We start from the raw sequence: 25,251 nt of genomic DNA, 5'->3' as shown, positions 1-25,251 counted from the left end.
GCGAATTCCCGCGATGCCGTCCCAAAAGGTGCGACGGCAAGGCGCGAGGTTCGTTCCAGACTGAAGCGTATTGGTTCATACGTGAGGGCTGGAACGAACCGAAGCAACGCAGCTGGCGTGCTTTTTGGGGCGGCATCGCTAAACCACGTACTTGATCTGCAGCCGCTCCGCCGCGGCCCGGTCCGCGATGCCCAGGGCGTCGGACATGCCGATGGGCAGGGAGGTGGAACGGCCCAGGGGCGCGACGATTTTTTTCAGTTCCGTGTCAAAGCCCACGTACACGTCCACCACCCGCTCGGCCACCTGTTCCGGGTCCAGGCGGCGGTACAGGCGCGGATCCTGGGAGGTGATGCCCTTGGGGCAGCGGCCGATGTTGCAGATGTTGCAGCGGTCGCCCTCGGAGCCCAGGCAGCCGGCCGCGGCCTGCATGATGTACTTGCCGATCTGGACCGCGCTGGCCCCGAGCATGATCAGGGCCGCGGCATTGGCCGCCAGGTTCCCGTTCTTGCCCGTGCCTCCGCCGGCGATGATCGGCAGCTCGTTCTGTTTGCCCAGTTTGACCAAGTTCAGATAGCAGTCCCGCAGATTGGAGGCGATGGGGTGGCCCATGTGGTTCATGGACACGTTGTAGGCCGCGCCGGTGCCGCCGTCCTCGCCGTCAATGGCCAAGCCCGCGGCGTAGGGGTTGCGGGTCAGGTTGTTCAGTACGGCCAGGGAGGTGCTGGAGGCCGAAATCTTCGGGTAGACCGGCACCCGGAAGCCCCAGGCCATGCTCATGGACTGGATCATCTTGGCCACGGCCTCCTCGATGGAGTACTTGGTCTGGTGCGTGGGCGGACTGGGCAGGCTGACCCCGGGCGGCACGCCGCGGATGGCGGCGATGAGCTGGTTGACCTTGTGCCACTGGAGCAGTCCGCCGTCCCCGGGCTTGGCGCCCTGGCCGTACTTGATCTCCACGGCGCAGGGGTCTTCCTTCATGTGCGGGATGGCGTGGACGATCTCGTCCCAGCCGAAATAGCCGCTGGCGATCTGCAAAATCACGTATTTCAGGAATCGGGAGCGCAGCAGCCGGGGCGGACAGCCGCCCTCGCCGGTGCACATCCTGACAGGCATGCCCAGTTCCTCGTTGAGGTAGGCCACGCCCATCTGCAATCCCTCCCACATGTTCGGGGAGAGCGCGCCGAAGCTCATGGAGCCGATCATCAACGGATAGATTTCCCGCACCGGCGGCATCCAGCCGTTTTCCCGTTGGGTTTTGAGGGCCTCGGCCGGGGGCAGGATGCGTCCGATCAGGGTGCGCAGCTCGAATTCGTGGCGTCCGGCGTCCAGGGCTGGGTCGGTGAGCATGGAAATGCGCATGAACTTGATCTGGTCCAGGACGCTGTCCCCGGCATTGCGTCGACCGCCCCGGGTTCTGGGCTGGCCGCCCCGGTCGCGGTGGAAGCGGAGCAGGTCCGTGGATTCGGACTTGTGGGGCTTGATGGCGTTGTTCGGGCAGACCATGTTGCACATGGCGCAGCCGATGCAGGCATAGGCCGGGTCCGTGCGCTGGCGGATGCCGTAGTAGATGCTGGAGGTGGACGAGGGCCTGTCCTGTTGACCGGAGGGCTTGTCAGAGGTCCGTTTGTCCAGCAGGCCCAGGGGCGGGGTGAAGATGGTCCGCTTGCGGAACGTCCCGAACTCGATGGCGTTCACCGGGCAGACCGCTGTACATCGCCCGCACAAGGTGCAGGTCTGGATGTCCCAGTCGATCTGCCAGGGCAGATCCCGCTGGCTTAATGTTGACGGGGTAACGGCTGTGTTTGCCGGCATATACGTACCTCCTGACAGTCCGGCGAAACAATGGCCGTGTCAAGGTGCATGGGTTGAAAATCCTTAGACTTGTCGCGATCCGGAATGGCCGCGTCCAGGCCGCAGGCCTCGGAGGAAAAGGCGAACAGGCCGGGCCGTCCGCCGACGATGCCGGGCCGCAATTTCTTGCGGTCCTGGACCATGAACATGGTCTTGTCCGGCAGGCAGCCGATGACGCAGTTCGGGCCGTCGATGATTAGTCGGCGGCAGGCCTGCTTCATGGTGTGCAGGAAGTCCCGGTCCGGATGGGATTCCAGGTCGTCGTCCTGGAGCGGGGTGATCACGTGCTTGTAGGCTTCCAGGCTCAGGCCGAGGCCCTTGAGGGTGAAGTGCAGGATATGGGTGAACACCTCGGAATCGGACTGGTAGCCTTCATAGCCCGGCACGCCCTGGCTGCCCAGGTATTCCTTGATGGGCACGAAGGCCGTGTTCTCTCCGTTGGTCATGGTGGAGACGCCCTGGATGAAAAAGGGGTGGCAGGCGTAGAGATTGATCCCGTAGTTGGTGTTTTGCCGACCCTGGGCCAGAATCCGCCCGGCATAAACCTCTTCCCGGTCCAGGCCCAGATAATCGCCAATCTCCATGGGATCGCCCACTTCCTTGATCATCAGCACGTCCGGCCAGAAGCTGAAGACAACGATGTCCTCCTCGGCCTGGCCCATGTGGCGCAGGGCCAGGCGGGTCTTGGTCAGTTCCTGTTCGCGCACGGCCGGGGCCAGATCGGCCCAGGCCGAGGGCGGTTCAAAGACCTGGGACAGATAGACGTCGCGCTTCGGGGTGCCCGGAGGCGGGGTTTCCTCGGCCTCCAGGGTCAGTCGAAATTTGGGCGTAAAGCCCTGGCTGGACATGAACTCCTCCATCCGGCGCAGACCCGCATGGGTGAAGATGCCGGAAAGGATGGGCAGGTGCTTGCAGTCCTGGAAGGGACCGGCCAGGTCGGTCAGAAACAGACCGATCCCCGAACCGTCATGACCTTCCTTCATCACGTCCAGCGCCTCGATGGCCCGCATCGGGGAGATGGGGACGGAGCTGGTCAGGGAGAACAATCGGCACATGGATTCTACTCGTGGGGCAAGAGGGGGAGAGATGGGCATCCGGATCGCGGTCCGGATGCGGACCTGGGTTCAAAAAAAATGACAATTTTTTTCAATTTGCTCTAAAATGACAATCAATTTTTTATTGATGATACAAAAATGTAGCTTCAGGGAGGCGAATAAATGGCAAAGCGGCCATTTGTCAACGCTTCGCAACAAAAAAAACACGCACAGCCGCATTATCAGAGTTCAAGACCAGGTCGACCCAGGCATGTTCGATGAACTTTTATCCGCGTGGATACTAGCCTGAGAGGAAGTAAAAACGAATTCTTTTAGCGGTCGGAAATGACGACTTGCCATTTTTGAAAGGTGTGTAATGAATGCGCAAGGCCATGGCAAGGGATTTTGGTCATGTCCTTGCGGGGGGAGAGGGGCGGGAAAAGCGGATTGATTTTTTTGGATGAAATGGACGAACTGGGGCGCGTGCGTGCGGTTATCCATTTCTATCCTGGAGAGGGAGCATTTGGGCGGGCGACGCGGGGGCGGGTGGGTTGGCGGGCCATGATTTGGATGCCTTGGGTGGTGAACTGTTTGATCCGGGCGATGAATTCCCGGGGATCGTCCCGGCCCTGGGCGATGTTCTCCAGGGCCTTTTCCCAGACATGGGTGATCTTGGCCGAGGTGAGCTGGGGCACGGTGGATTCCACGAAGTCGATCAGGGTGATCCCGGTCTCCGTGGCGATGAGGCGCTTCTTGTCCCGGCGGACGTAGCCGCGCTCCACCAGCAGTTCGATGATCGCGGCCCGGGTGGAGGGCCGGCCAATGCCCACGGCCGGGGCGGGACGGGATTGGTCCTCCAGGCCCATGATGGAGTTCAGCGCGGTTTCCCGGCCGGTTTCGCCTTCGCTGTGTCCATTGCTCGAAGCGTGGTCGTCCGCTTGCGGCCCCGGCGTTTCAAAATCCCCCCGTTCCATGGCCGCCAGGAGGGTCTTTTCCGTAAAATGAGAAGGGGGCTTTGTCTTGCTGGCCTTGACCTCGGTGGCGTCCACATGGAGCGGGCTGCCTTGCTCCAGGGCCGGGAGGACCACGTCGTCGCCCTTGCGCCAGGGTTCGGCCACCAGCCAGCCGGAATCCAGGAAGACCTTGCCCGCGGCCTGGAGCTTTTGCCCATGCACGTCCAGGAGCATTTTCGTGTTGCGGACCTTGGCCGCGGGCAGGAACGCGGCGATGAGCCGCCGGGCCACCAGGTCGTAGATCTGTTTCAGGCGCTGATCCATGCCCGAGGAGGGCGTCTTGCCCGTGGGCAGGATGGCGTAGTGGTCCGTGACCTTGGCGTCGTTGACGCAGGCAAAGGTTTTGTGGGTTTTCAGGCGCTCCAGGGCCAGGTCGGTCAGGGGCTTGTAGCCTTTGGGCAGGGCGGCCAGACGCTGGTCCATTTCCTTGAAGATTTCCTGGGTGATGTATCGGCTGTCCGTACGCGGATAGGTGATCACCTTTTCCGCCTCGTAGAGCTTCTGGGCCATGTCCAGGGTCTGTTTGGCCGAAAAACCGTATTTGGCGTTGGCTTCCTTCTGCAGCGCGGTCAGGTCGTAGAGCAGGGGAGGGGCGATGACCACGTCCTTTTGCTCCAGGGTCGCGACCACTCCGTCCAGGCCGTCCACCTTGGTGGCTTGGTCCTGGGCTTCCTGCTTGGTTTTGAAGCGGTCGCCGGTGAAATCCGGCGGGGCCAGGACCTGGGCCGGGAAGGGATCGCCCTGGGCGGGCGGAAGGGGGGAAAGCGTGGCCGTGCAGGTGAAAAAGGGCTCGGAGACAAAGGCGTCCACGGCCTTGCGTCGATGGACCAGCAGGGCCAGGACCGGGGTCTGGACCCGGCCGATGCTGAATTTGTCCCCGCCCTTGATGGTGTAGGCCCGGGAAAAGTTCATGCCCACCAGCCAGTCGGACTCCGAGCGGGCCCGGGCCGAGGCGGCCAGGTTGTCAAAGCGCCCCCCGGGTTGCAGTTCGGCGAAGGCCTTGCGGATTCCGGCGTCGGTGTTGTCCAGAATCCACAAGCGGCGAAAGGGCTTGGTACAGCCCAGGTGGTCGTAAAGGTGGCGAAAGATCAGCTCGCCTTCCCGGCCCGCGTCCGTGGCCACGATGATTTCGCCCACGTCCTCCCGGGCCAGCAGGCCGCGCAGGATTTCTACCTGCCGGGCGGTGTTCGGCAGTTCCTTGAGCAGGAAGCGCTCCGGAAACATGGGCAGCGTGGCGAAGGACCATTTCAGCCAGGCCGGGTTCTGCTCGCCGGGGTAGGCGTAGCCCAGCAGATGGCCGATCATCCAGGACACCACGTAGCGCTCGTCCTCCAGATAGGCCGGAGAACGGCCTTTGGCCGGGGCGATCTTGAGCACCCGGGCCAGGTCCCGCCCGGCGGAGGGCTTTTCAGCCAGGATCAGGGTTTTCATCGGAAGGGTCGCGGGCCGTGGATCAATGGCCAGGACGGATTTGATCTCTGTAAAATCACAATACTTCCAATGTCGCAGGTGCCATGGTCTGAAAAGTATCCCCTCATGGAGGGCCAGCACTCATCCAAATCGAAATCCAAATCGAAATCGAAATCGGAAAGTTACCAGGAAACGATTTCGATCACGATTTCGATTTCGATTTCGATACCGATCCGAAGAACGCCCGTGGATCGAGAACAAATCCGCCCTGGATCAATGGCCGATCCACTTCAGCCGGTAGAGGTCCCGCCGTCGGCTCTTCATGTTTCGCACGCTGCCCTGGCGGCGCAGTTCCTTGAGCAGGTCCAGGTCCACGTCCGTGATCAGGGTGGTTTCCGTGTTCGGGGTGGTTTCCGCGGCAATGGCGTCGTGGGGAAAGGCGAAGTCCGAGGGGGTGAAGATGGCGGACTGGGAATACTGGATGCCCATGGTTTCCACCTTGGGAATGTTGCCCACGCTGCCGGAGATGACCACGTAGCATTCGTTCTCGATGGCCCGGGCCTGGGCGCAAAGGCGCACCCGCAGGTAGGCGTTCTTGGTGTCCGTCCAGAAGGGGACCAGGAGAATGTTCGCGCCGCGCTCCACCAGCAGCCGGGCCAGCTCCGGGAATTCGATGTCGTAGCAGATCAGGATGCCGATCCGGCCGATGTCCGTGTCAAAGGTCTTCAGCGCCTCGCCGCCGGTCAGACCCCAGGAGCGATTCTCCTCGGGCGTGATGTGCAGCTTGTATTGGGCGTCCCAGGTCCCGTCCCGGCGACAGAGAAAAGAGACGTTGTACAGTTTGTGATCCCGATACTCCGGCACCGACCCGCTGACGATGTTGATGTTGTAGGTCAGGGCCAGGCGCATCAGTTCCTCGCGCAGCACCTCGGTGTATTCGCCCAGCCGACGCATGGCCTCGGGCGGGCTCTCGTCCTCGTACTGGGCGATCAGCGGGGCGTTGAACAGTTCCGGAAACAGGACCAGGTCCGTGCCGTAGTCCGAAACCGTGTCCACGAAGAACTCCACCTGCTGCTGGAAATCCTCGAAGGACGCGAAGCGGCGCATCTGCCACTGGACCGCGCCCAGCCGGACCACGGTCTTGCGTCCGCCGATGAGCCGGGTCTTGGCCTCGTAATAGATGTTGTTCCACTCCAGGAGCACGGCGTTGCCCTCGGACTGGTGATCCGTGGGGTAGTAGTTCTTAAGCAGACGCTTGATGTGGAAGTCGTTGGAGAGCTGGAAGGAGAGCACCGGGTCGTAGATTTCCTTGCGCTTGACCCGGTTGATGTATTCCTGGGGGGTGATTTCGTCCTTGAATTTGCGGTATCCCGGAATCCGTCCGCCGACGATAATTCCCCGCACATTCAGCTTTTCGCAGAGTTCCTTGCGGGCGTCGTACAGCCTGCGGCCCAGGCGCATGCCCTGGTATTCGGGGTCGACGATGATCTCGATGCCGTAGAGGTAGTCCCCCTCGGGGTCATGGTTGGACAGGGTGCCGTCGCCCACCACCTGCATGTAGGTGTGCTTGCCGATATAGTCCGCGTAGTCGATCATCATGGTCAGAGCCACGGCCACGGCCCGGCCCTTGTCCTCGATGCAGATCTGGCCTTCGGGAAACCGGTGGATCATGGCCTCGATCTGGGATTTTTCCCAAGGGGTATCCACGGTTCGATAGACCCGCTGCATCATGGCCCGGACGTCGGCGTAGTCCTCGACGCGCAGGTTGCGCAGGTTCAGTTTGTGGGAGACGGATTTTGTCATGGTGAAAGCACGTTCTCTGGTTAAAATGGTTTGTCGCGGGTGCCGGGGGCGGGAGTGAGCGGATTTTACGTTGAAAACGGAAAAAGGGATCGCGTCTGAAGTTTCCTTGAGCTTCCTTACAAAAGGACCGCGTGCCGGGCAAGGGGAGCGGATGCCGGAAAGATCGAAGTATCTCGATGCCGGCTTCCCGTCGGAGACAGCATCAATCGAAATCGAAATCGATCCAGAGTGCCCGTGCTTCGAGACCAAAAATGTCCTGGCTGGAGTGAGACGACTTCCGGGCTGGAAAATACGTGTTTATGGACGTGTGCCGTCGAATCGCTTTACTTTCTTCGAAAAGTGGATATTGTCCGGCCTTGCTCTTGCGTGATTGGAATTGAGCCCCTTCCTTCGTCTCCTCCATCGGCCCCCTCTCGCCGGTCAGAGTCCAGCCCGAACGAATTCTCGAGCCCAGAGCTTTCCCATACCTCGCCGAAGTTTCGGCACGCAGTCCGTATCACGCCGTTTTGCGGATTTTCATCTATATTTTTTGGAGTTATTGTGAATTTTGAATCATTTGCGCTGGATAAGCGCATCATGGTCGGCGTTTCTCGCGCCGGTTACCAGATCCCGACCCCCATCCAGATCCAGGCCATTCCGCCGTTGCTGGAAGGGCGGGACGTTCTCGGTCTGGCTCAGACCGGCACGGGCAAGACCGCTGCCTTTGCCTTACCCATTTTACAAAAACTGCTCGCCCTGGATGTTGCCAAACAGGGACCGGTCCGAGTTTTGGTTCTGGCCCCGACCAGGGAACTGGCCGTGCAGATCCATGAGAACTTCGTGGAATTGGGCGCTGAAACCGGGATGCGTTGCGCCGCGGTCTTCGGCGGCGTGAGCCAGAACCCCCAGGTCAAGAGCCTGAGCCGGGCGACCATCGTCACGGCCTGCCCTGGTCGCTTGCTGGACCTGATGAATCAGAAGCTGGTGGATCTGTCCAAGGTGGACACCCTGGTTCTGGACGAGGCGGACCGGATGCTGGACATGGGCTTTGCCCCGGACATCCGGCGCATCGTTTCCCGGTTGCCCGGCAAGCGCCAGACCATGCTTTTTTCCGCGACCATGCCCGATGAGATCCGGAAGCTGACCAGGGAATACCTGCGTGACCCGGTGGAGGTGAAGGCCGAGATCACGGACCGCAAGGCGTCCATCTCCCATGCGTTTTATCCCGTGCCGGGCCATCTCAAGGCCGGGCTGCTGGAAGAACTGCTGCGGTCCACGGACCACGAAACCATGCTGGTCTTCACCCGGACCAAGCACCGGGCCAAATCCCTGGCCAGAAAGCTGGAGGGCAAGGGCTGGGCCGCCACGTTCCTGCAGGGCAACATGTCCCAGAATCGCCGTCAGGAGGCCATGACCGGCCTACGCACCGGCAAGTACACGATCATGGTGGCCACGGACATCGCCTCCCGGGGCATTGACTGCGAACGGATCACCCACGTGATCAACTTCGACATGCCGGACACCACCGAGAGCTACACCCATCGCATCGGCCGCACCGGTCGGGCCGAGCGCACAGGCGAAGCCCTGTCCCTGGTCACCCGTGAGGACGACGAGCAGGTCCGGGCCATTGAGCGCAAGTTCGGTGGAAAGATCGAACGACGAACCCTGGAAGGCTTCGACTACGCCGCGCCCGGCAGCGTGGAGCCGGACCGGGACCGGGAGCGTCCCCGCCAGAGCCGATCGACATACGGTCGGTCCGGTACGTCGCGTGGGATGTCCCAGGGCCAGTCCCAGGGCTACTCCCAGGGTCGGTCCCGAGGTGGCGCTGAAAGCAGGGCTCGGTAGATCCCGTCGCGAATCCTGAAGCAAAAGGCCCCGGAGTGATCCGGGGCCTTTTTGTTTCCGGCCTCCGGTGAAAAAAGCGATAGTGCTTCGAGGGGCGTTTCCCGTGCCGCGTTGTCATTTTGCGACGCTCACGGTAGGGCTTATGGCGGCTGCCTGGCTGGATATCCTGCAAGAACGACATGGCGGCCGACAGAACTGGAGGCCGGTTGCACCCGTCCCCCGTTATCCTCATCCCGTCACGCTCACAAAGGATGGACCGCATGTTTGGAAAGAGTTTCAAGCTGTTCACGGCTTTTGGCTTTGAATTCAAGGTGGACCCGAGCTGGATCGTCATCGCGGTCCTGGTGACCTGGTCCCTGGCCGTGGGCTTTTTTCCGCACGTGCTGGAGGGCCTGGAGCCGCTGGATTACTGGAAGCTGGCGCTGATCGGCGCTTTTGGCCTGTTTTTCTCCATTTTGTTCCACGAGTTCTGGCATTCCTGGGTAGCCCGGAAGTTCGGGGTGGAGGTCCGGGGGATCACCCTGTTCATTTTCGGCGGCGTGGCCGAGATGAGCCAGGAGCCCAAGACCCCGCAAAGCGAGTTCTGGATCGCCATTGCCGGCCCGTTGGCCAGCCTGTTCCTGGCCCTGAGCTTTTATCTGGTTTACGACTCCGGGATCCGTTTCGGCATGGGCGAGGCCCTGAACAGCGTGTTCATGTACCTGGCCCTGGTCAACCTGATCCTGGCGATCTTCAATCTGATCCCGGCCTTTCCCATGGACGGGGGCCGGATTCTGCGGGCCGCGCTCTGGAAGTTCAAGAAGGATCAACTCTGGGCCACCCGCATCGCGACCAATTTTGGCATGACCTTCGGCCTAGTCCTGATCGGGCTCGGGCTGCTAAACGTGCTGACAGGCAATCTGGTCGGCGGATTGTGGTACTCCCTGATCGGCTTTTTCATCCGCTTCGCGGCTCGGAACTCCTATCGGCACATGGCCGTGAAGCAGGCCCTGGCCGGAGAGCGGGTCCGGACCCTGATGAAGCCGCCGTTGACCGTGACCGGCTCCATCACCTTGCAGGAGTTGGTGGAGGACTACGTCTATCGTCATCATCACAAGTTCTACCCTGTTCGGGACCAGCACGGAGTGCAGGGATGCATCACCACCCGGCAGGTCGGGGAGGTGGCCCGGGAAAAATGGCCGACGACCCAGGTCCGGGAGGTCATGAATCGCTGCTCCCTGATCAACACCGTAGGCCCGGAAGAAGACGTTGTGGACGTGCTCCAGAAGATGAACGCCGCGGGCTTGAGCCGGATGATGGTCATGGAAGGGCAAATACTGGTGGGGATAATCTCCCTGAAGGACATCCTGGGCTATCTCACCGCCCGGATGGAACTGTACGGGGAGCAGGGGCTCGGGGAGTAGTCGGGGTTTTTGAGCGGACTGTTGAGGAACGACTTTTTTGATACGCGGATGGATATGGTTATGGAAAGAACGTGGTTGGTCGGATTTTCAAGGGAGCACGCCGGGGTGATGCGCGCCGCGCTGACTCTGGGACTGGAGTTGTGCGACCTGAAGATCGATTTTGTTTGCGAAATGTTTTCAGCGCGGCACGGGGGAAAGGTCGAGGGCGAAAGCAGGATGGCCGAGCGCTTCGACCGAAAGCCCGACGACCCCGCATGCCCGGCCTTGCGCGAAGCCTTCGCCCGCCTGATCCAGACCGGCGCTCCGGCACCGGCGAGCGCCGAAGAAATCAACGACCTCGCGACCTGCCGCGAAAAAATCGCCGCCGCGTTTCGTAACGACGAAAGCCGGGTCTTGGTCGCGCTTTCCACCGCGGAACTGGCCGGCCTGCGGACGGCCTGCGAACTCTACGCCAGACTGGCCATCGGTCAGGGTTGGGCCGCGGCGGGCTACCTGGGTTGTCCCCAGGACGCCGCCCAGGCGGCCCATGCCTTCGATCAACGCTTCAGGGAAATCCTTTTCCCCGAACTGCGGGGCGACGCCTACTACGGCATCAACAGCCAATTGGTCCATGACAACGCCCGGGTGGCCTGGGACATCCTGCAGGTGGTTCGCCAACACCTGGCCTTCGACGCCCTGGGCAAGGTCGTCGGCCAGGACAAACGCGACGTCCGAACCATGAAAGGCCCGGAATTCGACGACCCCATGCAGCGCTCACGCCTGGAACTGATCCGCTGCGTCCCGGGAAATACGTAGTTCTTCAGACCGTCACAGTGTCGTCAAACCGGATGTTGCCGAGTCGCGTCGGAGCCAAGCCGACAAGAGTGCTCACGGCAATTGAGAGGCTGGGGTTTGTTGACGGGGTCTGCAGGGGGTTGTACAGGTTTCCTGTACAACACAAGCAGGAGGTCATCCATGCTGCAAACCACCTATACCAATGCCAGGGCCAATTTCAGCACCCTCTGCGACACGGTTGTCGAGGACCGTGAAATCGTCGTCATCACCCGCCGTACAGGGCAAGATGTCGCCCTGGTCGCCGCGGACGAATTGTCCAGTCTGATGGAAACAGCCCACTTGTTGCGTTCTCCCAAAAACGCAAAACGCTTGCTTACGGCCTTGAACCGCGCTCTGGACGGCGAAGGCGAGGCCGGCACGCTCCAGAAACTGAAAACCGAGGCCGGCCTTGCGGAGTAGGCCGCGCATCGCCGTATACCAACCGGAATTTCGAGAAGACCTGCGCCATTGGGTCAAAACGGAGCGCAAGACCGCCCTGCGCGTCCTGGATCTCGTGGAAGCGGTCCTCCGCGACCCGTTCCAAGGCATCGGCAAACCCGAACCCCTCAAACATCTCGCCTCCGGTCTCTGGTCCAGGCGTATCACCCAGGAACACCGCCTCGTTTATCTGGTCCGGGATGAACGGATCGATTTTCTCCAGGCCAAGTATCATTACTGATTTCTTGTCTCGCAAACAACTCAAACAGGAGGCTGACCTGCTCGCCAAATTGACCTCGAAAAACCGGATCACGATCCCCAAGACCATCATGAACAACCTCCCCCCGGTCGACTATTTCAATGTCGTCCTTCGAGACGGAACCGTCGTTCTGGAACCGATTCAGACAGCCAATACGGAAACCGAATCCATCCGCCTCAAGATGCGCGAACTCGGCCTCACCGAGGACTCCGTCGCCGATGCCGTGCGTTGGGCGCGGGACAAGACATGAAGGTCGTCATCGACACCAACGTGCTGGTCTCGGCGTTGCTTTTCGGCGGCCAAGCCGAGGGTACGGGGCGAGTCGAATGAGGCCGGGGCAGAAATGCCCCGGAAATCATGCGCTCGTCCATCTGGCGCTGCATCATGTTGTTGGCTTCAATGAGGCCGGGGCAGGAATACCCTGGAAAAACAGCCAGCCGCACTTCCTTAACCCCGTTAGAGATGTTGCTTCAATGAGGCCGGGGCAGGAATGCCCCGGAAAACGACGCCGGACAGCTCAAGGCCCTGCCCGTGCTGCGGCTTCAATGAGGCCGGGGCAGGAATGCCCCGGAAAACGCCGATCATTTCAGCGAGTGTCCGCGTGTACGCCTCGAGCTTCAATGAGGCCGGGGCAGGAATGCCCCGGAAAACCGTGCGCCTCCCGGCCCAGGAGCCCCAGCCCGTTGAGCTTCAATGAGGCCGGGGCAGGAATGCCCCGGAAAACGTCGCGGGGAGCCAGGCCAGCGCCCGTGGCATTGACTCGCTTCAATGAGGCCGGGGCAGGAATGCCCCGGAAAACGAGAGTACACCTACGGCGAACTCAAGGACAACCAGGAGCTTCAATGAGGCCGGGGCAGGAATGCCCCGGAAAACATTTTACGTCCGTTAGGACCAACCCCTTCAACATTGCTTCAATGAGGCCGGGGCAGGAATGCCCCGGAAAACGACGTGGTGATGGTGAATATGGTTCAGCCCGGACCAGCTTCAATGAGGCCGGGGCAGGAATGCCCCGGAAAACAAGATATATTCCGCATCTGACGATGCGGTTAGCTCGCTTCAATGAGGCCGGGGCAGGAATGCCCCGGAAAACTCTAGGCTTGATATTTCCCATGACGTATTAATCCAAGCTTCAATGAGGCCGGGGCAGGAATGCCCCGGAAAACCGAACGCGCCCCGGTCCATGCCGATGCGCAGGCCCTCGCTTCAATGAGGCCGGGGCAGGAATGCCCCGGAAAACAACGCCTCGGCAAGCGCAGGACCTACGACCTGACCGTGCTTCAATGAGGCCGGGGCAGGAATGCCCCGGAAAACCCGAATTCAGAAAAATAACCGCACTTCGATTGACTAGCTTCAATGAGGCCGGGGCAGGAATGCCCCGGAAAACCTACAACGACCTGCCCATCATGGTTGTTGACTCTGAGCTTCAATGAGGCCGGGGCAGGAATGCCCCGGAAAACACGAGCAGGACTTGGCGTCGCGGCTGGCGTTCTTCAGGCTTCAATGAGGCCGGGGCAGGAATGCCCCGGAAAACACGGCGTTGGATTTCGGCTCCTCCTTCGACGCCGGGGCTTCAATGAGGCCGGGGCAGGAATGCCCCGGAAAACCCCTTATGGAAGGAGAGGGGTTCCTGGCAATCACATCGGCTTCAATGAGGCCGGGGCAGGAATGCCCCGGAAAACGCCAAGCGCCCGGAGACGGCCAGTCCGGATTACGTGCTTCAATGAGGCCGGGGCAGGAATGCCCCGGAAAACATCGGCTGGCTGTCATCCAGCGCGGCCCGCCTTGGCGGCTTCAATGAGGCCGGGGCAGGAATGCCCCGGAAAACAAGAATGGAGCCAAAACACTGATAACTGGGTAGCAAGCTTCAATGAGGCCGGGGCAGGAATGCCCCGGAAAACCGGAAAGGACCGGTTCCATGTCTGGCCGGATCAGGGGCTTCAATGAGGCCGGGGCAGGAATGCCCCGGAAAACGTTGAACGACTACGAAAACAATTTGCCCGTGGACAAGCTTCAATGAGGCCGGGGCAGGAATGCCCCGGAAAACGCGAACCTTCTGGGACGCGGACTTGCTCCAGGCCGCAGCTTCAATGAGGCCGGGGCAGGAATGCCCCGGAAAACGTTGTCGAAATGGCTCCAGACCTATATCGCCAGCCACGCTTCAATGAGGCCGGGGCAGGAATGCCCCGGAAAACGAGCCGGATCTTACGCTGACGGAAAATGGAATGCTGGGCTTCAATGAGGCCGGGGCAGGAATGCCCCGGAAAACTTCACCACCACATAATTTAGTTCAGCTTAAAATTCGCTTCAATGAGGCCGGGGCAGGAATGCCCCGGAAAACACCGGGCCGCGCCCGGGGCCACGCCGACGCACACCCAGCTTCAATGAGGCCGGGGCAGGAATGCCCCGGAAAACTTTCATCAGCCGGTCCAGTTCCTCCCAGTCCTTGAGGCTTCAATGAGGCCGGGGCAGGAATGCCCCGGAAAACTTCGGGCTTCTCTCAAATGACCAAACCCTATTTGCCCGGCTTCAATGAGGCCGGGGCAGGAATGCCCCGGAAAACGGTTCGTGTTTCGTGCCAGATTTTACGCGGCTCGTCGAGGTGATTTGCGAGGGGTGGGGGGCTTGAGGTTCGAGTTGACGAATGGCGCATGTCTTTTCGTCTTCATCATCAGTATATCCTCCTCAATTTTCAAAGATTCGCGCCTTGCGAGCGCTCACGGGGTTTTGTACATCACCGAAGCGCTCGCCGTGATGGGGCGGGTTTTCAGACGACCACGGCGTCGTTTCTCACTGGCTCGAAGCTCCCGCCGATGCTTTTGACCTTCACCTGGACGCTTTCCGCCGGGCCAAGGTCCATGATCAACACATGATCCTCGTCCTGCTTGACGATTCGGCTGACCGCGTCCTCCAGGCGCAGCTTGCGCACGGCGTCCAGCCGACACTGGAACACGGAAAGCTGCAGCCACTCCCCGTAACCATGCATGGCCTTGTACAGCTTGCGCCAGCGGCGCTGATCCCGGACGTCGTAGCAGACGATGTACAGCCTTTCCATGTCCGGCCTCCTATCTGGTCATGAAGACCGGATACGTGGGGATTTCATCGCCCAGCCAGCGGACCAGCAACCGGGACTGGACCTCGAACAACTGGCGATAGTTGATCCGGTATTTGAAGATCGGATGGGTGATCTCCTGTTGCAGGCGGCGTTCAAAGGCCTGGATGAACTTCTTGCGTCCGGCGTCCTTCAGATTGCATCCACCGGCGGCGGAGATGAAATCCTCCGGCCGGATTTCGCCGTTGTTGATCACGGTCAAGACCACCGAATCCGCTACCAGGGGCCGGAACGGTTCCATCATGTCCAGGGCCAGGGCCGGTCGTCCGAACCTGGGTTGATGGTAAAATCCCCGATACGGGTCCAGCCCCACGGAAGACAGGGCCATGGTCCATTCCCTGGTGAGCATGGCGTAGGCAAAGGAGAGCAAGGCGTTGACCGGATCCTTGGGCGGTCGGCGGTTGCGGGTGGAGAAATCGAACCCCAGGTCGTCCGATGCTTCGCGCAGCATGTTTTGAAAATTCTGGAAATAGCGGTTCGCCGCGGCTCCTTCCACGCCCAGCAAAACGGCCAGGGACGGAGCCCGTCCGGCGTGACGCATGTCCTCCCGCAGCGCGGTCAGCAGCTCCCTGGGAGCGGATGCGTCGTCGTCCGTACCGCGCCAGTTGCGTCGCAGCAGGGTCCGACTGTTGACGATCTTCCCGGCCACCAGCCGTCTGGCCAGGTCCAGGCAACGCCCATCGTCGAAACTGGCCCGGTACTGATGCGTCCGGGTTTCCACGTTGCGCCGCCCTACGGTCACGGTATGCCCGATGAACCAACCTCCGTAGGAAAGCCAGGTCACTGGAATCTCCCGGCGCAGACATTCGTGCAGGGCCGGGGTGGTCAGGGCCGCCGACCCGAACAAGGCCACCTGGGAAACCTCCGCCAGCCGGGCCTTGGCCACCTGCTCCTTCTCCTGTTCCACCACCAGCACCTCGCCGTCCTTGCGCACATAGGCCCGTTGGGTCTGCACATAGAGCGGCTTGGCCGCGTCCCGGGCCGCGAAAATCGGGCGCGGCTGCACGGGAGTTCGACTCAGGAAGCGGACCTCGTCCGGCAGGCAGATCCCGGCCAGGGAACAGCGAGGGCACTTGGGACTGTCCTCCAAAGGAGCCGGAATGCATCCTGACGCGGCGTTGCGCCGCAGTTCCGTCATCGCGTTCCGGGTTCGCGTCCGCAATTCCTCGTCCAGGGGCACCCGCACCCGTTCCCGCGAGGCCACGAAATAGACGACGCCTTCCGGGCAGGAATAGCCGTGTTCCTCCAGCAGCAGTCCCTGGGCGCAAACCTGGATCTGCTCCGGCTCGTACACCCCGGAGGCGGCCTTGTGCGGCCGCTTGCCCCGCTTGTAGTCCACCGGCGCGACCACCGCGCCCTCGCCTTCCACCAGATCCATCTTGGCGATCAACCCCAACTCATCGGAAGACAGGGTCACGGATCGGGCGTGGATGCGGGTTTCGTCGTCCGCTGCTTGTGACGGCTGCTCCGGCAACTTCCCACCGGGCCGGTCCACCCGGCGATGCTTGATCGCTCCGTCCACGGTGAACTCGTTGTGCTGAAACTCTCCCTGGACCCACATCAGGTAGGCCAGGCGGGGGCAATAGACATGCTCGTTGAGCATGCGCACGGGAATCAGGGGGAGATCGGTCATGTGGATTTCTTCCCGGTGAGACGTTTCCTGCTTTCCGGTTCGGTCAGATAGTTGTCTTCGGTAACCACCCTGGTTCCCGTTTCAATTTCAAGTTTCTCCCTGGCATCCCCGGCGATGCGCCCGCCCTTTCGGGCCGCGCCCTTGTTTTCGACAAAGCCTTGCGCATCCTGTTTGCGGGCGATCTCGGTCGTGGCCGCTTCGCCGAGCATGGAGAAAATCAGTTCCAGATCGGTCATGTGGTCGCGGAGATTCTCGCGCTTCAACCCCTTCAGTTCCTTGTACTCGCCGGGAGTCAGCCCGAAGGCGGCCTTGGAAATTTCAGCGGTGAGGATGGCGTACTCCGGTTCCTCCTCCACCCCGCGACGCTTCCATTCATCCGTCAGCTCCGCCCGCACCGCAATGCCGCGCATTCGCTTCTCGATCCAGGCCTCCGAATACCCTTTGGCCCTATAAAGGGCCTTGGTCCGCTTGGAAGCCAGTTCCGGATCCTCGATCTCCTGGACCCGCTCGTATCCAACCTTGGCCAGCCAGCGCTTGAAGGGTTCGGCCTTGGGCGAGGGAATGGATTGGATGATGCGGAAGATGGTTTCAGTATTGGCGCAGTCGGTTTTCCTCAACTTGCCGTCCGGCGCCGTCAGCTTCAACCCGTGACAAAATGTCACGACTTCACTGCCTTCTTCATTCAGCCTTTGTTTGAGTTTACGCCAATAAGCCCCGGCATCCGCGCTTTCGGTCAAAACTCCGCAAACATCTACAATTGAAAACCACCATTCGTCGTTGTGCAGGATTCGTCTAATTTCCCTTTTCTTGAAAACCGCCAGTTTTGTTTCCATAGGCTCACCTTGAAATGGCTGGATTGACCACAAACAGCCCTCCACCCAAATTGCAATTTTTTCCAAGTAATAATGGCCCGTGTATGCCAACCGAAAAAAACAGATTCAGGTGTGCGCAAAGACCGCCTTTCGGCCCTTTGCTTATCTTGGTCGCTTCGACACTTTGCGGTTTGGGCAGGCCACGACGATGAAGATCGGATACAATATCTTCAATAATCGCCTGTTCCGATGTCATGCGTTTAGCGTGTCGACACGGACGATACGCTGTCAGGGTGGACCAACATGTCGCGAGGGCAAACACGGGGTCTGTTGCGGTGTCAATGATCGTCGGTCGCAGTTTGAGCAAACCTGAGGGACCGGCACGTAATTCGTTTAACCCTGCAAGGGCCGCGTCGAGCAACCTTAAATGATCGCGTTCATGAGAGTGCGGTATCCGCCCTTCCATGCGGTGCGGCGCAATGACGAGAAGACGTTGTCTTGGCTGGTCAAAGGCAAAGGCCAAGTGCGCTTTGCCGCCTCGCCGGGCAGGTGAACCATCGGATTCATGTCCGCAGAAGAACAGCGGCAAGGGCTTACGGAGCCCAAGCTTTGACTGGACAAGGGACATCACTGCCCGGCGCAGAGCGCTGGCGATCTGAAAGTATTCAGCTTGGGGCGATAGCCCTTCGACAATAGAAAAGGCATGAATATCTTGGGGCGACTTGACCGGCTGGAAAAGTCCCAATCCGAGGTAACGTCCGTCACCAACAAGCATGGGACCGGACATCGGCTGTTCGTAAGAAAGCTCTACATGCCAGAGTCTGTTTGATCCAAAACGAGTACCTGGAGCAAAGTTCTCCGCAAGCGAGCCTTTGGCTTCGAACGGTTCACGCTGGACCCGTATGGCCGTGGGCATGGAAGGCAACCCCGCATGACGAAGTGCCTGGGAAAAGGCCAGAACTGCCTGCTGTTCGTTTTCCGCCCGTTCGGAACCCGTGCTACGCCCATGTGATCGGACAGTCGGCAAAGCAACGGGCGTTACTGTTCGCCATTTCCGATACGAATGGCGATCCGGCTCGCCGATCCCGTAATGAGCGAGCATTGTATCGTCCTCGGCAGGCACCAGCATCCACGGTACCTCGCCTGTTTCCAGGTCATGCGGTCCAAATCCTGAAAACGCCCAATTCACATCGTCGGTTTCCAATGGGCAATCCGGGGGGATTTCAACCAACAGGCGGCGAATGCCTCGATCCGCATGGGTATGGCCGATGGACGGCAGGGGGATGATTCGAAGCCTGCCTGCCTTGTCCGAGTCAGTTGCGTCACGGCAAAGTCCGAAGACCCGGAGGATCGTGACCGCCTTGCTCGGCAGGGCGGTCTTCAACTTGTCAGCGGTGCCGTTGCGTATCAGCTCAACATATCTCACGGCCTCGGTCAGCGGCCAGGATATGAAAGATGCCTGTTTCGTCGTAGTTCGTGCTTCATACAACAATCTTGCAGGTGGGCACTGGTAGGGTACTTGGCGAAACCGGGGCTTGGGTGGTTGGGAAAATGTGTATTCAACCTTGGTTTTCAAAGAGCCTTGCTTAGTCGGAGGCAGAACGACCAAAGCAGTGAAACGAGAACAGCTTTTTTGGTGTCGTTCGATCAGGCTGACGAGGGAAGCCTTTTGCGGAGCAGCGAGTCGTATGCCTCGCCCCTGAAGAGCGGGTCGGTAGATGAATCCGGGATGAGATGAGAGACGAGTTTCAACGACTTCCTGATCAAGCACCTCGGCAACCGCCCAGGCCATATCCACTCCCCGGCCCAACTGGTAAAGATGGTCGGCCATGCTTCGGATACTCTCGGCTTGTCCTGTGTCTTCCGAAAAGCGCCACGCATAAAGCAAGGGAATGTCGCGATCAAAGATCAACGGGTGAAAGCGTTTTGTCGCCGAGCGGACCTCGGCAATACGAGAGGGGTCGCCCTGTACCGTATCCAGGTCATTGTTCGGCATGTAGGTGTGATAGGATTGCCCTTTGCGAACTGAGGGCGCGGCGATGACTGGTGGTTCAAGTCCTTCCAGCCATGCCAAGGCAGCCTGATCATCAGGAGAAAGGCTGGACCCTTTGGCAGCACTGGCGACAAGTGCCTGGAACAACCTAGCCGGGGAAGGCGGCCATTCAGGACGACCGTCAGTATCCAATCCGTGAAATCGGCCGGTATGAAAGCGTACAGAAATAAGGAGGCTGTACATGGCCGACCTCATGCGGTCTTGCTCTTTTTATCAGCCTTCTTTGCGTCTTCTTTAGCGCGATCTCGATCAAACATGACTTTGTAGCTGGGGCCTACGCCGAAATTCTTCGATGCAACCTCCGCAAACTTCAGGGCAATATCCTTGTTCAGGTCAACAGGCTTCCGTTCTCCGGTCCGCTCAACAACCATCCATTGGGCTGGGGAGTTTACGTCTGGAACCAGGAGGCATCCTTGACGCAGAAAAGGATCAAGTGGTGCAGTCGCGGCGACAAGGGCAAGGCCGAGGATATAGGAGCGCAGTTTCTCAGCGTCAGCGCCAACAAGTCGGCGCAAAGCGACGAGGTTGACGGTCACGTCACGCTCGATCGGCCCATTTGCAATCACCCCGCCGTGCGCTTTCCCAGCGGGAACATGCACAAACCCGCGCTTGGCAAGAGGACTTTTAGGGTCGCCCTCCTGCTTGGCCTTTTCTTCTTCACCGAACACATCCAAAACCGAGTAATCGAGGGGGGGATTATACTGTGCCGAACGATGCAATTCTGTAACATCCCAGGCACGAATGTTTGACTGTAGAATACGGGGCACTTTTGCCTGTGTATCTCGAGAATCCCAGACACCAAAGACAAGAGATGTAGGCGCAATTTTTGCGATTCCCGTGAAGTCGTTGTGATCAAGAAGCTGCCTAAAGGCATGCTGGGCAGCTTCGCGCAGGTCAAATTCATCATTTCGGTCATCGGTAGCTGTACCACCGACGCAACGAATGAGCGCATCACCCAGGCGATGACCCACTTCAAAAATCGAAACAGTTTTATGACTCGCATATTCAATGTCTATTTGGGGGACAAGGGAAGCGAACGGATTATTTTCAGCAGAATTGCCGTCTTTATCCCTTTTGAATATCGGTTCAATACGGTTTGCTTGAGAACCGACACTGTCAATCGTAACGACTTTTGTCCCATCAGCAATTTGATCGATGTTGTATCCAATATCCGCATAGGTTGGAGGAAAAACTACTGAACGTTCACCCTCCACGGAGATGAGTTTTTGTTTCAGATGTAAGGCAACAGGTCCGTCCTTTTCGTTAGCCCAAGAAGCAAGGACGTCGTTTGACAATTTTTCTGTAGTACTCATGATCATGACTCCTCATAGGTTTCAATTATGCATCTGGCCTGATTAATCTGTCCTGGCCATCCAAGGCGCATTCGAAAACAACGTTTTTCAAATGGAAGATTTGCTCCGCCAAGTCCAGCACGTAGAAAAATCTTGTCGAAAAAAATACTATCTGAAAAAATACCTAAGGCAGAATACCTGTAATTTAGCTTATCAATTCTTTCTGGACGCGAATTTGTTAGACCGATAGAAGCAAGTATCTCTACTATTGGATATCCAATCATTGTCATGTTGTTATGTGAGTTTGGAGAGAATCCGCAATCGAGAGGTATATAGTCTCTCCGCCAGTCAAATCGAAAGCTGCTACTCTGTTTTGTGGTAAATATAAATGGATTTCTTGATATTTCGTCAAAATCACCATTCAAGGATTGAATAGCATCATTCAGAAGAGCAACGCCAGGATATCCACCTGAACCAGCCCAAAATTTTACTGAATCACGTGTCGTTGAGTCGCCCCAATGGTCAATAATCAACATTCTTCCATTCTCATCTTGTAATACTGCGGGTAATGTTGCAGGGCTATTTGGCTTGTTATATGAAAAATGATAATTATAATCTTGTATAATTGATGGAATATTCCATTTTTCTGTTCGTAGCTCTGAACATTTTGGAGTAATGCTGCTCACCTTGGCATTAGCTAGAAAAAGAATGGTTGTCCTAAAAGGGTTTTCAGCATCCGCAGTACGAAGACGGAACCGCACATTACTTTCATCGCTCCAGTCAAATCCACCTTCAGCGTCGCCCAGCAGAATGTTCGCTGCTTCGAGAAAGCCAAGGCAAGCAAAGACTTGGCCTGGGTTGAACAGATCGACGGGAATATCAGCTTCAGCCATTGTTTGCCTCCAAATTGTCGTTTCTTCTGGATGCCTGTTGGTCCGCGGCTCGGAGTAGTGACTCCCACCAAGCCAGCCCCCACGGCCCCCACTGTTTCTGAAGACGTGCAAATCGAATGGCAGTCTCTCTCGCCCTATCTATGAGCTGGGAAGGCGGAGCGTCCTCACATCCTTCGGTGGGAACCACCGGGCGGGCATGACCATGATGCGAAACGATCAGGTGCAGGACCAAATCGCGCAAATGATCAGGCAATAGATGGACATCACGGTTGTTCAGAGTACGGTGCAATGTGCCAAATTCGTGGCGGTAACCGCCAAGGCGGGCAGGGAAGACCGGTCCTTTGGTTTTCGCGTAGATTCCGTCATTCGGCGCATTGAAAGCGCACTGCCAGCGGTTTGCCCGCTTGCCCTCGTCGTGCAGCTTAGCGGCCAGGGCAAGAACTTCGGCATATTCATCAGGGAGGCCCAAAGCTTTGGCCAAGTGTCTCGCCTGTGCTTCGGCCCAGGCAAGGTGTTCTTCCAGCAACTGGGGGCGACTGGCCGTGGCCCGGCTTTCCTCGGTCGTGACTGTGATCACTTCAAGTCGTTCTTCATCAATACCCTCGGGAGAACGCTTGGTAACGAAGGCAAAGGATATTTTATCACCAGCCTGTTGAGCATCCGCCTCGGCGTTGCTGGTCACCCGAAACGGTATCTCCCGCCACGCGCCAACATCGCCAATTTCCGTGACAGCATCGCTGATTTTTGGATCAAGAAGGCCGTTGCGCAACCCGCCGAGCCGTGCGTCAAGTACCAGCGTCGCGCTGGCAAGCAACCTGTTGAATTGATCTTTCCTCGCTTTATCGGCTTCCAGAAGTTCTTTCAGGGAAAAACTGGCTTTTAAATCACCGCTTGGCGTCAAGGCGAAAGCCACGATGCCATTTTTAGACAGTCGATTGGTTTGGTCTGCCGTTGCCGCACATTTCGTGACCCACTCCACAACTTTCCAGGTTTCAGCTTCCAGCTTCTCACTGAGATGCGGCGGAGCGGCTTCGAAGTAGCCTTCCACATCCTCCCTTGTTGCAGGCTGACCTTTGGTACGTACGGGGAGATATGCACGCCAGACAACGGCTGTTTGCGGCTTTTCATCAACCCAACCGCGCAGCCAGGGCCCGATTTCAGGCCTGCCCGTATGTTTCTCCAGGGAGGTCATGGACCAGGCATCGACAAGCGCTCTGGTCAGAGCTGGGTAAAGCGGAGGCGGGGTGGTGGCGGATTCGATCAAGTCAAGCAACTTGGTATCCATGGCAGCTCGATGTTTCAATTCCAGCAAGGCCCATGGGCTGACGTCTATTCCATCGTCGTCATTCTCCAGTTCCTCGAAAAGGTCGCAACAACGCCAAGCAATCATTGCCGTTGTCTCGGCCTGCTCTGCTTCTCCCGCCTTTTTCGGTTTCGGCTCGCCTTCGTGGACGACGATGATCCTCGCATTCCCCAGGCCTCTGCGGTTGACTCGGCCAAAACGCTGAACCATCCGTTCCCATGGTACCAGATCGCAAACCATGTGATCCGCGTCCAGATCAATGCCCACTTCGCCAGCGGACGTGGCAACGAGAAACGCGGGTTTCTCGAGTTGCACAGTGCTTCCCGCGAGGAAGCCAAGTTGTTCAAGTTGCCGGGCCGCGTCGGACCTCTCCCGGACTCGACGCCCGCCGACAAGTAGCTGGATGTTATCGTATGGGATGCCCTTGCCTCTCTTCAAAAGGTCTGCATGGACCTTTTCCGCCACTTTGCGCTCGTTGCAATAGATGATAATTCGGACAGGCTCCGTGCCTTGTCCGGACAGGTTCCATGCCTCTTCAACCAGCTTGTTTTCCAGTTTTTTTTCTCCCGCCGGAACAAGGGTCAATTTTTTCTTGGCTCGGAGTCGCTTGGTGACGATTTCGTCGTTCAGATCGTCCTTGTTCTTGTTCAGGCTGAAAACAACGCCTTGCCGCGCCCGGCCAGTGGCCGACAGAGAAAGAAGCCTGAACCGGGGCAATATCTCACGATCCACCTCGCCGCGCGGACCATACAGAGCCGTCTCTGTTTCAATGGCTTCCATCAGTCGTTCAAAAGGCGGAACAAGATGCGACTCGTCAAGGACGATCAACGAGTCGATCCCCAGCAAGCCGGCATGATAAGGGCGCATTTTCCGCGATACGCCATACCCGGAAAAAAGGAGCCGTGATCCGATCATGTCCACGGTACCAACGATAATGGCTGAAGCTGACGGGTCGTCCAGCCACTCCCGGTTATCAACGTGCTGGCCGCGCAAGGTGCTCACTCGCAATGCCGTGTCGCCGTATGCCGCCTTGATCTTTTCAGCCTCCGTGGTGGCTTGATCCACCACGGCTCTGCGATCGACAACATATATCAGACGTCTCGGCAGACTGGCACCGGAGTCCAACGCCAGCTTCCAGATGGCCATGACGGATGTCTTCCCCAGTCCCGTAGGTAAATCAACGGCTGCTGGGACAATTCCTCTTGAAAAGCAGTCCGTGAATAATCGGGTTTGCCACTTCAGTGGGGAAAAACCGGTCAGTCGAGAGAATCCTGCGGCAAAGTCCATTTACCCTCCGTAATTGTTTTCAGAAGGCCGCCAACACTGTGCATGTACCATACATTCACCGTGGTCCTCTGACTATTGAATAGTCTGAGGTAATACAACTTGAAATAATTGAAGCGGAATGTGTCAATGAAAGTGAGACAGCCAGGTCCATAAAATTAGTGTAGCGTTTTCATCATGGTTGGAGGGTTGATCCAGACCGCTTCTTGGGGCCGGAGGATTTTGGGCAGTTCAGGGTGACGGCCATTCCATCTGATGGGATTAGCAAGGAAAGCTTGTGTCATGGCGTTTGACCGGGTTTCCAGGATTTGTGGGACGATGCCGTGATGAACCTGCTCGGGCGTCATGAATCCGATACCGCTGTGCCGATGCTCCTCGTTATACCAAGGGAAAAAGGTTCTGCCGTAGGCCAAAGCGTCTTCTTGTGAACCAAAGTTTCCAGGGAAACAGGAATGATATTTCAAGGTTTTGAACTGAGATTCCGAGAATGGGTTGTCATTGCTCGTATAAGGCCTGCTATGGGTTTTCGTGATGCCCAGGTCAGCCAAGAGTTGGGCAACGGTTTTTGAGCGCATGCTGGGGCCGCGATCGGCATGGATGGTCAACTGACCTTGGGCGATATTCTGCTTTTCGCAGGATTCCTCGATCAAGCGCTTGGCCAGGCTTTGTGATTCTCGAGAGGCAATCATCCACCCGGTAACGTACCGGCTGTAGATGTCCATGATCACGTAGAGGTAGAAATAGTTCCATTTTCGTGGCCCCTTGAGTTTGGTGATATCCCAGGACCAAACTTGATTGGGAGCCGTGGCCAGTAATTCGGGTTTTTCATAATGGGTCCTGGCTGTTTGTCGCCTACGGCCCTGGTTCTCACCTTCTTGCCGGAGAAGCCTATACATGGTGCTGATGGAACAGAGCATCCGACCTTCATCCAAAAGAGAGGCATAGATTTCATACGGCGTACTGTCCTGAAAACGCTGGCTGTGTAAGATCTCAAGGACTGTGACGCGCTCATCCGCGGACAATG

General features: G+C 58.4%; 19 protein-coding genes and 1 CRISPR repeat array. Of the genes, 7 read left to right on the top strand and 12 right to left on the bottom strand.

Going from position 1 to position 25,251, the window contains the following annotated elements; all coding sequences use genetic code 11:
• Window positions 1–138: 138 nt before the first annotated feature.
• The 4 genes from GY33_RS0118390 to GY33_RS0118370 all read right to left on the bottom strand — a co-directional run bounded on the left by GY33_RS0118390 (window position 139) and on the right by GY33_RS0118370 (window position 7,111).
• Complete coding sequence (locus tag GY33_RS0118390; protein ID WP_031388730.1) at window positions 139–1,812, bottom strand: glutamate synthase-related protein; 1,674 nt, start codon at window positions 1,810–1,812, stop codon at window positions 139–141.
• Window positions 1,776–2,906 carry a class II glutamine amidotransferase domain-containing protein gene (locus GY33_RS0118385; RefSeq protein WP_031388729.1) on the bottom strand — a complete coding sequence of 377 codons (1,131 nt, stop codon included), beginning with the start codon at window positions 2,904–2,906 and terminating at the stop codon, window positions 1,776–1,778. Before GY33_RS0118385 ends, GY33_RS0118390 begins: the two co-directional genes overlap by 37 nt.
• Window positions 2,907–3,388: 482 nt before the next feature.
• Window positions 3,389–5,329 (bottom strand): DNA topoisomerase, encoded by a 1,941-nt coding sequence (locus tag GY33_RS0118375; protein ID WP_051822833.1) that lies wholly within the window; start codon window positions 5,327–5,329, stop codon window positions 3,389–3,391.
• Window positions 5,330–5,581: 252 nt separating this feature from the next.
• Window positions 5,582–7,111: a bifunctional GNAT family N-acetyltransferase/carbon-nitrogen hydrolase family protein gene (locus GY33_RS0118370; protein WP_031388727.1), complete on the bottom strand. Its 1,530-nt coding sequence runs from the start codon at window positions 7,109–7,111 to the stop codon at window positions 5,582–5,584.
• 70 nt (window positions 7,112–7,181) lie between these two features.
• Between GY33_RS0118370 and GY33_RS21165 the strand changes: the two genes are divergently transcribed.
• From GY33_RS21165 to GY33_RS0118335, 7 genes are all read left to right on the top strand, one after another.
• On the top strand, window positions 7,182–7,481 hold the full coding sequence (locus GY33_RS21165; RefSeq protein WP_152555261.1) for a hypothetical protein: 300 nt from the start codon (window positions 7,182–7,184) through the stop codon (window positions 7,479–7,481).
• A 170-nt stretch (window positions 7,482–7,651) separates the two neighbouring features.
• Entirely contained in the window at window positions 7,652–8,935 is a 1,284-nt protein-coding gene (locus GY33_RS0118360; protein ID WP_084185374.1) for a DEAD/DEAH box helicase, read from the top strand.
• Between the two features lie 260 nt (window positions 8,936–9,195).
• Window positions 9,196–10,338, top strand: a complete 1,143-nt coding sequence (locus GY33_RS0118355) for a site-2 protease family protein (protein WP_031388724.1) — start codon at window positions 9,196–9,198, stop codon at window positions 10,336–10,338.
• A gap of 60 nt (window positions 10,339–10,398) precedes the next feature.
• Entirely contained in the window at window positions 10,399–11,133 is a 735-nt protein-coding gene (locus GY33_RS0118350; protein WP_031388723.1) for a hypothetical protein, read from the top strand.
• Window positions 11,134–11,292: 159 nt separating this feature from the next.
• Complete coding sequence (locus GY33_RS0118345; protein WP_031388722.1) at window positions 11,293–11,571, top strand: type II toxin-antitoxin system Phd/YefM family antitoxin; 279 nt, start codon at window positions 11,293–11,295, stop codon at window positions 11,569–11,571.
• A complete protein-coding gene (locus GY33_RS0118340) occupies window positions 11,561–11,830 on the top strand; it encodes a Txe/YoeB family addiction module toxin (protein WP_031388721.1) in 270 nt (89 codons plus the stop codon). The genes GY33_RS0118345 and GY33_RS0118340 overlap by 11 nt, the downstream gene beginning before the upstream one ends.
• Before the next feature lie 4 nt (window positions 11,831–11,834).
• A complete protein-coding gene (locus GY33_RS0118335; RefSeq protein ID WP_200874897.1) occupies window positions 11,835–12,098 on the top strand; it encodes an AbrB/MazE/SpoVT family DNA-binding domain-containing protein in 264 nt (87 codons plus the stop codon).
• Window positions 12,099–12,168: 70 nt separating this feature from the next.
• Window positions 12,169–14,408: a CRISPR direct-repeat array (repeat unit 37 nt; unit sequence GCTTCAATGAGGCCGGGGCAGGAATGCCCCGGAAAAC).
• 204 nt (window positions 14,409–14,612) lie between these two features.
• Here GY33_RS0118335 and cas2 read toward each other — a convergent pair.
• The 8 genes from cas2 to GY33_RS0118285 all read right to left on the bottom strand — a co-directional run.
• On the bottom strand, window positions 14,613–14,900 hold the full coding sequence (gene cas2, locus GY33_RS0118330; RefSeq protein WP_031388719.1) for a CRISPR-associated endonuclease Cas2: 288 nt from the start codon (window positions 14,898–14,900) through the stop codon (window positions 14,613–14,615).
• A 10-nt stretch (window positions 14,901–14,910) separates the two neighbouring features.
• Complete coding sequence (locus GY33_RS0118325; protein ID WP_035272688.1) at window positions 14,911–16,590, bottom strand: CRISPR-associated endonuclease Cas4/Cas1; 1,680 nt, start codon at window positions 16,588–16,590, stop codon at window positions 14,911–14,913.
• A complete protein-coding gene (locus GY33_RS0118320) occupies window positions 16,587–17,423 on the bottom strand; it encodes a BRO-N domain-containing protein (RefSeq protein WP_031388717.1) in 837 nt (278 codons plus the stop codon). The genes GY33_RS0118325 and GY33_RS0118320 overlap by 4 nt, the downstream gene beginning before the upstream one ends.
• A gap of 4 nt (window positions 17,424–17,427) precedes the next feature.
• A complete protein-coding gene (gene csb2 / locus GY33_RS0118315) occupies window positions 17,428–19,638 on the bottom strand; it encodes a type I-G CRISPR-associated protein Csb2 (RefSeq protein WP_161788506.1) in 2,211 nt (736 codons plus the stop codon).
• An 8-nt stretch (window positions 19,639–19,646) separates the two neighbouring features.
• Window positions 19,647–20,768, bottom strand: a complete 1,122-nt coding sequence (gene cas7g / locus GY33_RS0118310; RefSeq protein ID WP_031388715.1) for a type I-G CRISPR-associated RAMP protein Csb1/Cas7g — start codon at window positions 20,766–20,768, stop codon at window positions 19,647–19,649.
• Between the two features lie 2 nt (window positions 20,769–20,770).
• On the bottom strand, window positions 20,771–21,640 hold the full coding sequence (gene cas8g2, locus GY33_RS20780; RefSeq protein WP_084185372.1) for a type I-G CRISPR-associated protein Cas8g2: 870 nt from the start codon (window positions 21,638–21,640) through the stop codon (window positions 20,771–20,773).
• Entirely contained in the window at window positions 21,633–24,230 is a 2,598-nt protein-coding gene (gene cas3g / locus GY33_RS20135) for a type I-G CRISPR-associated helicase/endonuclease Cas3g (protein WP_051822832.1), read from the bottom strand. Before cas3g ends, cas8g2 begins: the two co-directional genes overlap by 8 nt.
• A gap of 155 nt (window positions 24,231–24,385) precedes the next feature.
• Window positions 24,386–25,251 (bottom strand): IS3 family transposase (locus GY33_RS0118285; RefSeq protein WP_031388711.1); only part of this gene is annotated, 866 nt, incomplete at its 5' end.

Source organism: Desulfonatronum thiodismutans, from assembly GCF_000717475.1.
In the GTDB taxonomy this organism is placed as follows: Bacteria; Desulfobacterota; Desulfovibrionia; order Desulfovibrionales; family Desulfonatronaceae; genus Desulfonatronum; species Desulfonatronum thiodismutans.
This window is presented reverse-complemented; position numbering and strand designations above follow the sequence as displayed.